Origin of the sequence: Janthinobacterium svalbardense (assembly GCF_002327145.1) — a bacterium.
In the GTDB taxonomy this organism is placed as follows: domain Bacteria; phylum Pseudomonadota; class Gammaproteobacteria; order Burkholderiales; family Burkholderiaceae_D; genus Janthinobacterium; species Janthinobacterium tructae.
This window is the reverse complement of sequence record NZ_CP023422.1, coordinates 1619456-1632657: the sequence shown is the minus strand read 5'-3', so window position 1 is coordinate 1632657 and position 13202 is coordinate 1619456. Positions and strand designations below refer to the sequence as shown.

At 62.4% G+C, this 13202-nt stretch carries 12 protein-coding genes; 1 reads left to right on the top strand and 11 read right to left on the bottom strand.

The window, feature by feature from the left end; all coding sequences use genetic code 11:
• Position 1: 1 nt before the first annotated feature.
• The 10 genes from CNX70_RS07100 to CNX70_RS07055 form a co-directional block, all read right to left on the bottom strand.
• A complete protein-coding gene (locus CNX70_RS07100; RefSeq protein ID WP_096234124.1) occupies positions 2–2797 on the bottom strand; it encodes a type VI secretion system Vgr family protein in 2796 nt (931 codons plus the stop codon).
• Positions 2798–2869: 72 nt separating this feature from the next.
• Positions 2870–3733 carry a hypothetical protein gene (locus CNX70_RS07095; RefSeq protein WP_167389622.1) on the bottom strand — a complete coding sequence of 288 codons (864 nt, stop codon included), beginning with the start codon at positions 3731–3733 and terminating at the stop codon, positions 2870–2872.
• Positions 3734–3811: 78 nt separating this feature from the next.
• Positions 3812–4807, bottom strand: a complete 996-nt coding sequence (locus tag CNX70_RS07090) for an extracellular catalytic domain type 1 short-chain-length polyhydroxyalkanoate depolymerase (RefSeq protein WP_096234122.1) — start codon at positions 4805–4807, stop codon at positions 3812–3814.
• Positions 4808–4891: 84 nt separating this feature from the next.
• Complete coding sequence (locus CNX70_RS07085; RefSeq protein ID WP_208624504.1) at positions 4892–7096, bottom strand: TonB-dependent receptor; 2205 nt, start codon at positions 7094–7096, stop codon at positions 4892–4894.
• A 149-nt stretch (positions 7097–7245) separates the two neighbouring features.
• Entirely contained in the window at positions 7246–8052 is an 807-nt protein-coding gene (locus tag CNX70_RS07080; protein WP_096234120.1) for an alpha/beta fold hydrolase, read from the bottom strand.
• 116 nt (positions 8053–8168) lie between these two features.
• Positions 8169–8807 (bottom strand): TetR/AcrR family transcriptional regulator, encoded by a 639-nt coding sequence (locus tag CNX70_RS07075; protein ID WP_208624503.1) that lies wholly within the window; start codon positions 8805–8807, stop codon positions 8169–8171.
• 106 nt (positions 8808–8913) lie between these two features.
• Entirely contained in the window at positions 8914–9870 is a 957-nt protein-coding gene (locus tag CNX70_RS07070; RefSeq protein WP_096234118.1) for a bifunctional helix-turn-helix transcriptional regulator/GNAT family N-acetyltransferase, read from the bottom strand.
• 103 nt (positions 9871–9973) lie between these two features.
• Positions 9974–10246, bottom strand: a complete 273-nt coding sequence (locus tag CNX70_RS28815; RefSeq protein ID WP_244199059.1) for a hypothetical protein — start codon at positions 10244–10246, stop codon at positions 9974–9976.
• Between the two features lie 180 nt (positions 10247–10426).
• Positions 10427–10852 carry a hypothetical protein gene (locus tag CNX70_RS07060; protein ID WP_096234116.1) on the bottom strand — a complete coding sequence of 142 codons (426 nt, stop codon included), beginning with the start codon at positions 10850–10852 and terminating at the stop codon, positions 10427–10429.
• Positions 10853–10965: 113 nt separating this feature from the next.
• Entirely contained in the window at positions 10966–11511 is a 546-nt protein-coding gene (locus CNX70_RS07055) for a hypothetical protein (RefSeq protein ID WP_096234115.1), read from the bottom strand.
• 199 nt (positions 11512–11710) lie between these two features.
• Here CNX70_RS07055 and CNX70_RS07050 point away from each other — a divergent pair, with 199 nt between their 5' ends.
• Positions 11711–12232 (top strand): DUF1993 domain-containing protein, encoded by a 522-nt coding sequence (locus CNX70_RS07050; protein ID WP_096234114.1) that lies wholly within the window; start codon positions 11711–11713, stop codon positions 12230–12232.
• A 141-nt stretch (positions 12233–12373) separates the two neighbouring features.
• Here CNX70_RS07050 and CNX70_RS07045 read toward each other — a convergent pair whose 3' ends face one another.
• Positions 12374–13090 carry an SDR family oxidoreductase gene (locus CNX70_RS07045; protein ID WP_096234113.1) on the bottom strand — a complete coding sequence of 239 codons (717 nt, stop codon included), beginning with the start codon at positions 13088–13090 and terminating at the stop codon, positions 12374–12376.
• Positions 13091–13202 lie beyond the last annotated feature (112 nt).

Below are 13202 nucleotides of genomic sequence, written 5' to 3'. Positions count from 1 at the left end.
ATCAATCCTTGTTGTTGAACACTTCGATGGCGGCCAGGTGCATCGCTGCGCGCTCCAGCACGTCCGTCTTGCCACCCCCGTCGCTGCGGCCATCGGCAGATGAACCATCGCCCAGCTTCACGGCAAAGTGCGCCTGCGGCGCCAACTGCGGTTGTTGCGGCCCGCCATCGACGGCGCTGTCGTCGCCCTCATACTGAAAAATGAATTGCTGATCGGCCTTGCCCTCGGCAAAGTTTGGCAATTGCACCTCCATGCTTTGCGGGTCATTGAAGACGAAATTGGGCGCATTGAACTGCAGCGGCGACTTGCTGCCGAAGGTGATGCCGTCGGCGATGCGGATGAAAGCGCCATGCTTGGAAATCAACACGATTTCATCGGCCATGCCCGTCAGCTTGCCTTCGCTGGCCGTGAGCTTCAGGTTTTTCCCGGCATTGAGTTCCATGTCGTCATGCTGGCTTTGCAGCAAGAACTTGCCATGGTGGGCGATGGCGCGGATGCCATCCGCATGAGCAAACAGCGAGATGCCCTTGCCGGCGTTCACGCTGTAGCGCTGGCCTGCCACCGCTTGCAGGTGCTGCTGCGCCACCGTATCGATATTGCTGACGGCATAGCTGACAATGGCCTTCGAACTGGCAAAGCTGATGCCGGCCGGCGCCGTGACGGCAATCGCCGCCGCACCGCCCAGTTCGGCACGGGGCTGCGTATTGCTGCCGCCTTCCCAGCTTTTCAAGCTGTGCTGCAACTCCTGCTGCGCTTCGTCCGCGTTCTCCAACGCCTGATGCGTGGCAGCATAGCTGCCCAGCGAGCGAAACAATTCCAGACAGTTTTCCATCAGGCCCAGATATTCACTGCGCGCCATGTGGCCACCATCGCCATTCAGCCGCTTCCAGGCCGAGAGCAGCATGCCCTTGCCTGCCCGCATCGCCAGTTGCTCGTCGGTGCGCAGCTCGGCGCCCTCGCCGCGTGCTTCGCCTTGGCCATTGCGCCGGTCCTGCGTCAGCCAGCCCAGGTTGAGCTGCGTGGAACCATGATCGCTGGCAAGCTGAGCGTTGATTTGCCCATGCACATCGTCAAAGCGCAGCTGGTTGCCACGCGTACCCTTGATCTCGCGGCTCTTGATGCCGGACAAATAGCGGTTACCCGGCAGGTCGCCCGCCTTGCTCAAGGCAACCGGCTGCGCATTGTGGTTGTACAACTGTCCCACGATGACAGGCCGGTCCGGATCGCCGCCCAGAAAAGCCAGCAAGACTTCGCTGCCTACGCGGGGCAAGCCCAGGTAGCCGCATTGCTGCATGCTGCCAGGTCCGTTTCCCGCCCAGTTCGACGCAACGCGCACCCAGGCCGAATCGGCATCCGTGTCGGAGGCGCCCGTGCCGCCTGCATGCTCATGGTCCAGCTTGCGTGTGGCGGGAAAGCGCACCTTGACCCGGCCCATCGCATCGCAATGGACTTCCTCATTCGCCGGCCCCACCACCATGGCACTTTGCATGGTGACTGGCGGCAGATCGATGCGCGTGTCGTAGGCCGGCACGATGGCCACGCCGCGCCGCACTGCCGTCAGTTCGATACGCATGCGCAAGGCGCCACCGTCCACGGCCGCCGCCAGTTCGCGCTGCGGCAGCAATGCGTCATCGGCCAGCCAGCGGTTGCGCGCAAACAGGCGTGCCACCCGGGCGGCCAGCTCCTTGGGTAAATTGTTTTGCGCCGCCACGTGCAGCGACGTGACGACAAAATCGCGCGCGGCCGCTGGCAAGACGTCAATGTCCGGATGCTCGGCCAGCGTAAAATATTCACCCGGACACAGGTCGCGTACGCTGCCTTCGGCATGAAAGCAATGGCTCTCGTAATCGTGCTGCTGCATGGCCAACATGCCCAGCTGACACAAGGCATCATGATCGATGCCCGCGCGCGGCGGCAGCACGCGATAATCATCAAGGGTGGCGGCAATGGCATTGCCATGCATGCCCTGCTGCCCCTGCCCCAAGGCATCGGCTGTCATGAACGGCCGCGCGCGCGGATGTTCCTCATTCCAGCTATGGCGCGTCACCTTGCCCGACTGCAGCTTTCGCACTTCGTTCCACGACGTCAGGGTGTCGCGCTGTTCCGTCGCGCGGTCCGCGTGATAGCGCACGGTGTCCGCCATGTTCTTTCGCAAGCCATCGGCGTGGTTGAATAACACCAGGGTATGCGCCGGCTCGGCATGTGCATTCGTATTGCCCTCGGCACGAAAAAACCAGGCGACGCCGCTGCGCTTGAGCAGGCGCCGCACGAAGGCCGCATCGGATTCATTGTGCTGCATGACAAATTCACGCTGTGGATACGTCTGCGCCTCGAAGAAATCGGCAAACGCATACTGGAAGGCATGCGCCAGCACCGTATTGCTGCGTATCCACTCATCGAGCAGGGTCTTGACGATCTCGATATCCGTCAGGCGCCGGAAGACGCGCGTATTGCAGCGTTTTTCCATGATGGCGAAGGCGTCCATCAGCACCAGCTGATAGCTGGCCAGCGCGCCATCGCTGTCACCGGCGCTCGCTTGCGTGACGAGGCCGCAGATGCTGCGCAGCTGCCCCTGGTCGGTGACTATATCGATAGCGGCCGGCAAGGCAATCAAACTACTGAGCGGCAAATCCGCATGCGTCGAGACGCACAGCACACGGTATTCAATCCCGCCACAGATGGCCTCGCTGCCGGCGATGCGCTGCGGTATCAGCACACCGGCAGGCACCTTGGGCGAGATACCCAGGCGCAGGCGCAAGGGACGCTGGGTACCCGATATCCACTCATCACCGTCCATGGCGTTCTCCTCGTTCCTACATCAAGCTGGAGAGCCGACAATGCCATGGGATGGCAAGGAAATACTTGATATTTAGTAAGAATCCGCCAAGGTTCCCAATACTTCCCTCAACTTTTCCCGCTTGGCCAGCAGGACGGGATCAAATGCCGTCCATTGCTGCAGGCGCACGGTGTAAGCCGGCGTCATCATCCACCCGAACACTTCCGCCTTGTCTTCCTCGGGACCGTAGGCGGCGTACAGGCTGACGAGGCCCGGCTGCGGGTGGCCCAGGTTCTGGAAGCCCTTGCCGTAGGCCGTGGCGCCGCCCTGGCCGTAGGCCGTGCCGGGCGAGTTCAGGGCCAGCCAGGCGGGGTCGCGGTAATAGAAATCGTTGAACAGGCGGTGTTCGATGAAGTGGTAATACTCGTGGTGCACGCGCAGCTCCATGCCGGATGGACACAGGGCGGCCAGCAGGTTGTCGGCGTAGACGACGCTGTCGATTTCCGGCGCCGGCATGGCCAGGCGGCGCTGGCCGTCCACGCTCAGATCCTTGACCAGCACGACGTGGCGCAAGCCCGTGCGCGCGAAGACGCCGGCCGGGTAGCGCTCCATGGCGGGCAGTACGATGCTGAGCAACAATTGCAGCCCGGCGCGGTCTTGCTCCGACTCCGTAAAGGCGCGCGCCGCGCTGTCGGGCATGGCCAGGGTCCAGGCGGGCAGCAGTTGCAAGGCCCCCAGGCGCGCCGTGGCGATCGCCTGCAGTTGCGCCACGCTGGCGTCCTTCGGTGCGACGGGCGCATAGCGCACGCTCCAGTCGCATTCGCTGCGCATGCTGTCTTGCTGGGCGGCACGCTCGAACGCCTGCACGTCGGCCGCCGATGGCGCGGACGGGCCGACGCTGGTGCAGGCGGACAGCCAGGCAAGGGAAAGACAGAACAGCAGGCGGCAAACAGGCATGGGGATATTCACAGGCATCAGAAAAATGGGGCGCAAGCGCGGCGTCCCATTGTACAAGCTGGACATTTCCTCACACCATCAGCGCTGGTAATGCTTGAAGAAATTCCAGCTGATCACGGTGGCGTCCGGGCCCAGTTCATCGCTGAATGGCCAGCCGGGAGGACCGCCGCTCCACGCGTGATTCATGCCCTCGACCGTGTACTTTTGTGCGATGACGGCGCCGTTGTGCAGATACGTGTCGATGGAGTAACTGCGGCCATACGGCACCGTCTGGCGCACGATGCTGTCGGCACGGTAGCGCACGCTGTCATTGTCGAGGCCATCGTCGCCAACATCGCTGGTCTGCAGGAATTGCTCGATGGTTTGCTCGCCGTTGACGGGGTTGACGACGATGTCGGCCGTGCCGTGGAACACCATCGTCGGCATCAGCCGGCGCGGCGAACCGGAACAGCGCCAGGCATCCTTGCCGCGTACTTTCGGGTCGAACGAGCTGCCGTTGAACAGCGAATCGGCAGCCGTGAGCATGCCGATGGCGCCCTTGTACATGCCGCCCGAATGCACCATCACGGCAGCGAACACGTCCGAGTAGCAGGCGGCCATGATGGAAGCCATGGCGCCGCCCGCCGAGATGCCCGTCACGTACACGCGGCTGTCCTGCACCGCATACTTGCTCTTGACCTTGTTCAAGATGCCCATCAGCACGGCCGGCTCGCCCGTGCCCCGCTCCTGATTCAGCGGCAACATGAAATTCCAGCAGCGCATGGGGTTGGCCGTGGCGTTCTGGCGCGGATAGACGACGATGAAATTCTCGCTGTCGGCCAGCTGGTTGTAGCGGCTGACGGCGGCCATGCTGTTGGGCTCGGAACCGCAGCCGTGCAGCATCAGCACCACGGGCAGCGGCGTGTTCGGGTTGTAATTGCTCGGTAGCCAGACCTGGTATTCGCGCGTGCCCCACAGGCTCGCGTACAGGCCGAATTCCCACTGACCAGCGGCCGCCGGCAGCGCGGCCAGCAAGCCGCAAGCGGCGATGATTGCGGATAAGAAGTGACGCAGTTGCTGATGCAGATGTACCATGCCAGTCTCCTGATTATTATTAACGACGAAAACAGCGACAATGAACCAGCCTGGCGCTCACCAGGCTGGCACTTCAACAAACTCTTAGAACTTGTAGCCTGCCTTGGCGATGATCTGGCGCGGCGGGCCATAGAAACCGTCGAGGATGAAGACGGCGGGAATGTTGTAGCCATCCGTGCGGTAGCGCTTGTTGCCCAGGTTGCTGCCGTGCAGGCTGAAGGTCCAGTTCTTCGGCGCTTCCCAGACGACACCGGCCGTCCAGATGCTGTAGCCGCCTTGCGCCAGGGTTGCACTCAAGTCCGTGGTCGGATATACCTTGCTGCGGTAGCCGTAGCCGACCATGCTGCGCAGGGCGCCGCCGAAGACGTCGCGGTCCGTGCGCGTCACATTCAAGCCCACTTGCCGCGCTGGCGTATTGCTGAACTTTTGCGTATCCGCAATGTTTTTGCCGCCGCTCATGAACTCGTCATAGTTGGCATCGAGCAAGGCGAGGAAACCGTTGACTTCCCACTGGCGATTCGGCCGCCACGAGAATTCGAATTCGGCGCCTTTGACCGTCGCCTTGCCCGCATTCGTGAAGTCGCCATAGAAGCCCGGCACGCCGCCCGGCTGCACATAGCTGGTGAAGACGGACAACTGAATATCCTTGTAGCGGTTGTAGAACAGGGCCACGTTGGCGTCAAACGTGTCGTCGGGTGCCGCGTATTTCATGCCCACTTCCAGGGCGTCGAGTTTTTCATCCTTGTAAGGACGCGCGGAATCGGGCACCACCAGGTTGTTGGCGCGCACGTTATAGCCGCCCGACTTGAAACCGCGCGACAGGTTGCTGTAGAAATTCGTCGTCTTCGACGCTTCATAGCGCACGGAGATTTTCGGCGAAGTATTGCTGACCGATAAGGACTTGTCGAAGTCGGCCGCCGTCTGGATGGGCCGCGTGAAGCCCACGTCGGCAAAGGCGCGGTTCAGCACGATGGCGCGCTTTTCCTCGCGCGTGTGGCGCAAGCCCGCATTGATGCTCCACACCTTGCCCAGCGGCCAGGTCCAGTCCGTGTACAGCGCCGTGCTGTCCGTCTCTACCGTGCTGACGGCGGCCGTGAACTGGCGTCCCAGGAAGTTGTTGTAGATGCCGCCGCCGGCCGTGCCTTCGAAGCGGTACAGGCCGATCACGCCGGCGCCGTCATCGCCGCTGTACGAGGCCTGCAATTCCAGGCTTTTCTGTTCGTCGCGCGAATCGCCGAATACGTCGGCAATCGGTTGCGGCAAGCCATCGAAGTCGATGGTTTGCTCGGACGTGCTGCGCCGCTTGGCGCCGATCACTTTCACGGACCACTCGTTCGACAGCGTGTAGTTGGCCACCAGCGAGCCGCCCCGGTTATGCGTGAAGTTGTTGCCCGGCATGCCGCTCTGGATGTCATACGCATCCGTGCTGGCGGGACGCTTGAGCGGGTCGAAGGCGCTCACGCCCATGCGCTGGAAGCCGCGCACGCCCGACTTGTCGTCCGTGGCGTCCAGGCTCAGCACGACGGTCAAAGGTATGTCTTGCGGAAAGTAGCCGACGGACAGGCGCGCTGCCGTGCTGTCCTGGTCGCTGACCTGTTCGCCATTGAAGGTGTTGCGGCCGAAACCGTCGCGGTCCAGCTTGGCGGCCGCCAGGCGCGCGCGCCAGGTGCCGCTCTCGTTGGCCAGGTTGAAGGCGGCCTTGAAGTTGCGCTGGTTGTAATTACCGATACCCACTTCCGCCGAGGCGCCATTTTCCTTCGCCAAGGGGCGCGAAATGTACTTGATGGCGCCGCCGATGGTGTTCTTGCCGTACAGGGTGCCTTGCGGGCCGCGCAGCACTTCGATGCGCTGCACGTCGAACACGTCGAGCAGCGCACCTTGCGGACGGGCCATGTAGACGTCGTCAAAATAAATGCCCACGCCCGGGTCCACGCCCCATACGGGGTCGGCTTGGCCCACGCCGCGAATGAAGGCCGTCAAGGTGGTATTCGTGCCGCGCGAGGCGTACACGGTCAGGTTCGGCACGCGCTCCTGCAAGTCGGCCAGGTTCTGGATATTCGCCCGTTCCAGGGCCTTGGCGGAAAACGCCGTGACGGCCAGCGGCACGTCCTGCAGCCGCTCTTCGCGGCGGCGGGCAGAGACCGTCACGGTTTCCATGCGTTCTTTCGCATCGCTGGCTTCCTGAGCCGTGCTGGCAGCAGCGGGAGTGGCTTCCTGCGCCTGGGCCTGGGTGGCAAAGGCACCGGCAACGGCGAGGGCGGCGGGCATTAATTTCAAAGCAAGTTTCATAGCGTCTCCAATGTCAGGCTTGCTTGCCACCAGGGAAGACGGCCGGATTCCAGAAGCGCAAGACGTAACGGTACCGGCGTGCGCAAAAAGCGTGCACCTGCCCTGCGATGACTGTTTCCCGGCCCCTGCCCGTGCGGCGAGTGGCCTGTTTATTTTGAATGTGTGGCGAGGAAGGACTGCAACAAGGTATTCACACGCTGCGCCTGGTCCAGGGGCGTGGCGTGGCGCGAGTTCGCGATAATCTCGATCTCGCACTGCTGAAACTGTGCGGCAAAGGCCCGCTTGCTGGCGACGGGCGTGTAATCCTGGTCGGCCGCCATGATGAAGACGGGCATGGCCAGGGCCTGGAAATGAATGTCGATATCCCAGTGGAAAATGGCGTCCAGCGCGGCCAGATAGGCGCGCTTGTCCATGCCGGCCATCTGCGTGGCGAAGCGCTCGACCAGCGCTTGCTGGGCCGGATCAGGAAACAGTTTCTTGCCGATGATCTTGCCCATGGCTTTCAGGCCGAAGGTGGCGATCACCGTGCGGCGCAGCCAGTAGGCAAACAGCAAAGACGCCGGCTTGCTGCCCTGAAACGGTTGCGAGTTGATCAGACACAAACTGGCTATCCGGTCCGGGGCACGGTTGGCCATTTCCAGGCCCACCATGCCGCCCAGGGAAAAGCCGACGATGTGCGCGCGTGGCACGTCGAGCTGGTCCATCAAGTTGAAGAGGTCGTTGGCAAAGTCGCCGATCTGCCAGTCGCCGTCTGGCGCGGGACTGGCGCCATGGCCGCGCATATCGGGCACGATCAGACGATAGCTGCTGCCGAGGGCGTCGATCTGCGGGCGCCAGTCTGCGGCGCAGGAACCGAGGCCGTGCAACAAAAACACGGGCTCGCCCTGCTCCGTCTCTGTGCCGGAACTCAGGTCGAGGTAATGCAATGGAACATCGGATGTCGTGTGACGCCGCATTCTGTCTCCTTGCTGTTGAACATGCTTTGTGTTCAGGTGCAGGAATATGTTTTCCTGCTGTTGGAAAACATAATACGGAATCCGAATTCCGATTTCAAGTTAAATCGCTAAATATCTTAGGTCAGGTAATTTAAAGCAACACGCACCAATTCATCTTCCAGTGCCGCGCCCGATAAAAAGGACAGCGAACCCGTCAGGGTGTGCTGGTTCAGGATGCCCAGCAGCACGGGCGGCACCACCATCATCGCCTGCGTGGGATTCGGGTGGCGGATGCTGGCCGACTTGCTGGCCAGCACGGCGACCGTGCGTTGCGAGATCAAATGATTGATCTGATGCACCCTGTCGCGAAATTGCGCATCCTGCGACGCGCGCGTGATCAAGGCCCGCAAGACGCCGCTGCGTCCGCCATTCACGGCCACGAACATGGCCACCATGGCGCGGATGAAGTCTTCCAGGCTGCGCCCTTCCCACTGGCGCAACTCCGTCAGGGTCTCGACCTTTTCCACCATATCGGAAAAAAAGCGCTGCAGCAGCAAGCGGCTCAAGGTGTCCTTGTCGCCCAATAAACGATAAAAGGTACCAACCGAGGTTTGCGCCAGCCGGGCCAGGTCGGCCACGCCGATTTCATCGAAACGGTTTTCCGCCAGCAACTGTTCGCCCACCAGCAGCAAGCGCTCGAACGCTTGCTTGCTGCGCGCCTGGGTGGGCTCCGGTGGAACGATCATCTGCGGGAAGGGCATCGGGAAGGAAGGCATGCGGCGTCGGCGTCTCGAATAGTGGAACCTGAGTTCCGTTATGGGTGCGCGTATTGTAACGCGGGAGACGGCCGATGGGGAGCGCCGCGTGGCGCCCTGGCGGGTGCTACCGGCCCTGCCACTCCATGTAGACGTCGGCGCGCTGGTAATGCGCGTCGCCGGCGGGCCGCGCCACGTGCGTAAAACCACTGCTTTCGTACAGACGGATGGCCGGCGCCAGCTTGCTGTTCGATTCCAGGAACAGCAGCTGCGCGCCGCTGGCCTCGAAGGCGTCGAAGGCCCGTTCGATCAGCCGGCGCGCGATGCCCAGGCCCTGGCACTCGGGCGTGACGGCCATCTTCGACAGCTCGATGCTGGCGTCGCCGGCGCGGATCAGGGCGCAAGTGCCAACGATTTTTCCGTCCAGGCGCGCGAGGAAGATCTGCCCGCCAGCGTCGAGTATCGAGCGCTGCGGATCGGACAGCACCTTGTCGTCCAGCGCCTCGACATAGAAATAGCGCTCCAGCCATGCGATATTCAGGCGCTTGAAATCGGCCGCGTAGGGCGCGGCGTAGTCGATGATTTCCACGGCGGCCCGCTCGCGCTGGCGCCGGCAGGCGGCGATCGTCTCACCGAAACCTTGCGCCTGCAAGCGCGCTTCCGCGCGGTCCAGGCTGGCCATCAACTGCGGCGTACCGTGTTCGAATACCGTATCGACGGCTGCGCGCACGTCATCCCACAGGGGCGCCATGGTGCGCAGCAAAGCTTGCCCGGCGTCGGTCAGCGCCAGCAGGCGGCGCCGCTCATCCTTGGCGTCCGGCATCTCCACCACCACGCCAGCGTCGAGCAGTTTGCGCCCCAGCTGTACCACTACCGGGTGCGTCTGCCCGATTTGCGCGGCCAGGGCCGTGATCGCCGTGGGACCGTTGTCGCGCAGCAGCAATAACAAGGGGAAACAGCGAGACGTCAGTTCGACGCCAGCGGCCAGATAGCTGGCATCGACACCGGCATACAGTTGATCGGAAAGACGGCGCAGGCGGCTGGCCAGCATCAGGGAGCCGTAGGATTGCAAGTTGGAGGACATGAGATCGGGATATATGTAAGTAGTTACGTATACCCTAACGTAAACCAGTTTCCTTGGTCAAGAAGAAGAAGAAGTAGCCGCCGCACAACAGCCTACGCCGATATCAGAACACGCCAGCCTCGCCCGCATCAAAGGCTTCTTTCCACAGATGGTAGCCCTCCAGTTCGCTTTCATGAACGGGTTCATGGCCAATCAATGACTGCCCCGCCGCCGCGCCCGGACTGCGATTCGGAGCGTGGCCTATCCTGACTGTCCAGCTACCGTCCCGCGCAGCGGCCTGCGCCTCCTCGGCCGTGTCAAACTCGTATTCGCCGTACGCACAGCCGATGATCAACAGGTTATCGTCCTTCGTTGCCACGATGTCCTTGCCGCCCATGTAAATCGCCTCGCCGCAGCCGACCTCGACTGTATCTATCTTCAACACCTTGGAAACAGAAAAGTTGCCGCCCTCGTCTTGAGATATCAGCAGATCTCCTTGCTTGAAAGGAAAAGTTTTATAGTCGGGAGGGAAGAAATTTCCTGCAATCCTGTGTATTCCTGTCAGTTTATAGTTACATCAATCTTCATCGGCCAGCGCCGCTTGCAGCCTGGCCGCAAATACCTGCCCGATCAGTTCTCCCAATCCCGGCCACACCTGCGTCAGCCAGCGCTTGCCCTCCTCGCTGGGCACCACATACGGCGCGTCGCGCCTGGCGTACGCCAGGCCGATATCAATGACTTGCCCCGCATCGTCCAGGCAGCCGGCGATCATGGCGTCGATAGGCATGGCGATCAGCTCGGCGGTCAAATGCGGACGCAGCAGACAGGCGGGCGCGATGATGGCGAATGACGCTTCCATGTAACTCCAGCAGTTGGTGGGCCAGTGGGCAACCTTGACGGCGTCGAGGAAGGCCGCGTCGCTGAAGGCATCCGGCTGGGCTTGCGCTTGCGCATAAAAGGCGGCAAGGGCGACGAGTTGAGGCGGGGAAGTCCAGGTTGACATCGATAATGATCGAGGAAGGCGGCGATGGCAGACTGTAGCATGTCCGATGGGCACGCTGGAACACGGCCCGGCAGCTCCTCCAGCAAGAACCCGGCAACGGGATCGAACTGAACTTAACCGGCGCCGCTACGCTGGAACACCACGGTGGCGCGCGGCTGGGCGTCGCGCTCCAGGTGATACGTGAGGGTTGAGCCGTCGGCGCTGACGCTGATGGTCCACACATTCGTGGCCGCACCCTTGACCAGCCTGGCCGTGTAGTCGTCGGCCAGGAACGATTGCGACAAGGCCGAGCCCGTTGTACTGGCCATGCCGCCATACATGGTCACGGCGTCGGGCGTGCCGTCCGCGTGGCGGTGATCGTGCTGCAAGGCCAGTCCCGCCGGCGTGCGGCTGATGATCCAGGTGCGCGACTTGTCCTCGCCCACCTGGAACGGCACCTTGATTTGCCGCTCGCCGCAAGCGGCAAAGTCCGCATGCAGGCGCTTGCCCGCGAAATCATGCCGCGGATCCGTGGGATACACCAGCACGCCGTCAAATTGCTGGCCGCACAGGCTTTTCAGGGTCGCGAAGAATTGATCGCGTGCATCTTGCGCTTGCGCAGCGGCCGGCAGCAAGCCCAGCAAGGAAGCGAAGACGGCGCTGGTGACGAGTGATTTCATGGAGTTCCTATCGAGGGAAAATACGCAAACCCGGGCAGCCAGCCAGGGCTGCCATCCGAGGCTGCCATGGTAGCGGGAACGGCAGTCCTTTAGCAAATCATTACAAATTTCAATATGCTAATATCTGGTCCGCCTTGGGCATGCCCTGGCCCCATCTGGCGCCAGGCCCCCTGCATCTCCACTCAATCGAGGACTATCCATGTCGGTCTACGCCATTACCATCCCTTGCTTCGCGCAAATGCTGCGCTCCCTGAGCACCCTGTTAAGCAAAGGCGAGGAACACGCCCAGGCGCTGGGCTTCGATCCGCAAAACCTGCTCGAATCACGGCTGGCGCCCGACATGCACACCCTGGCGCGCCAGGTGGAATTTACGTGCACGCAGGCACAAGAAGCCGTGTGCCGGCTGACGCAGCAAGCGCTGCCCCGGCTCGCCACGCCCGCCGACATGCGGCAAGCCAAGGCGTTGATCGAGGATACCCTGGCAATGCTCGCTGCGGCGGACCGCGCAGCGATCGACGCGGGTGCGGAGCAGCAAGTGTCGATCACCCTGGCCGATGGCCTGAGCTTCGACATGACGGGTCTGGAATATGCGCTCAACTGGGCCACGCCGCAGTTCTATTTTCACCTGGTGACGGCCTACAACATCCTGCGCCATAACGGCGTACCGCTCGGCAAGGCCGAGTATGTGCAGCATATGTTTGCGTATGCGCGCCAAGCATAACGACCAGGGCGCCGTCACCGGCGAGCGCTACGCGGGCGCCAGCTATCAGAATGCACGCGAGTGCGACGGCTACGCGCGCTGCGTGCGCCGGGTGTTTGTCCCAGGTCCACGGCGAGGACGCATAATATCTGGAAACAATGCCTAAAAACGCTCGTCGCGCAGCGCCGGCAGCACCAGCTCGCGCACGAACGAGGCATTCGACAGGCTCAACAGCATGCGCACGACGGCAACGACGTCATGCACGGGGATCAGCTCGCCCTCGCCGCGCGCGCTAGCGTCCGCCAGCGGCACGGACAAGCCATCGTAGGTATTCAGATAGCCCAGCTGCAGCGCCGTCACGGCCAATCCCTGCGCGCGGAAACCTTCGCGCAAGGCATCGGCGATGCCGTTCAAGGCGAATTTCGAGGCGCTGAACGTCACTTCCGGGCGACCGCTCTGGCGCAGGCCAGAAGTGGACCCCGTGAGTATCAGCTGCGGCTTGCTGCTGGCCAGCAAGCGCGGCACCAGGCGCTTGAGCAGCAATATCGTCGCTGTGATGTTGGTATTGACCATGTCGACGATGGCCTCGTCCGCATCGCCGAGAAAAGCGTAGTCATCACTGAAGGCTTTTTCTTCCCACACGCCCAGGTTGTAGATCACCGCGTCCAGCACGGCGGGCGCGACACGCGCGATGCGTTCGACGGCCTCGGCGGGCACGGCCAGGTCCGCCGCGATCCATTGCAGCTGTGTGCCCTGGCCAGCAGGCAAGTCGGCGGGTTGCTGGCGCGATACGCCGATGACGGTATGGCCGTCAGCGAGCAAACCGTCCACCAGCGCGCGTCCCAGGCCCCGGCTGGCGCCCACGATCATGATGTGCATTGTGTGTCCTTTCCAATGAAGTCAACGCTGATGATAGCGGCGTTGTATTAAGCACAGCTGAGGCTGTTCCCCATACGCACCGCATTTACTCACACGGCGGAAATGCGTATGC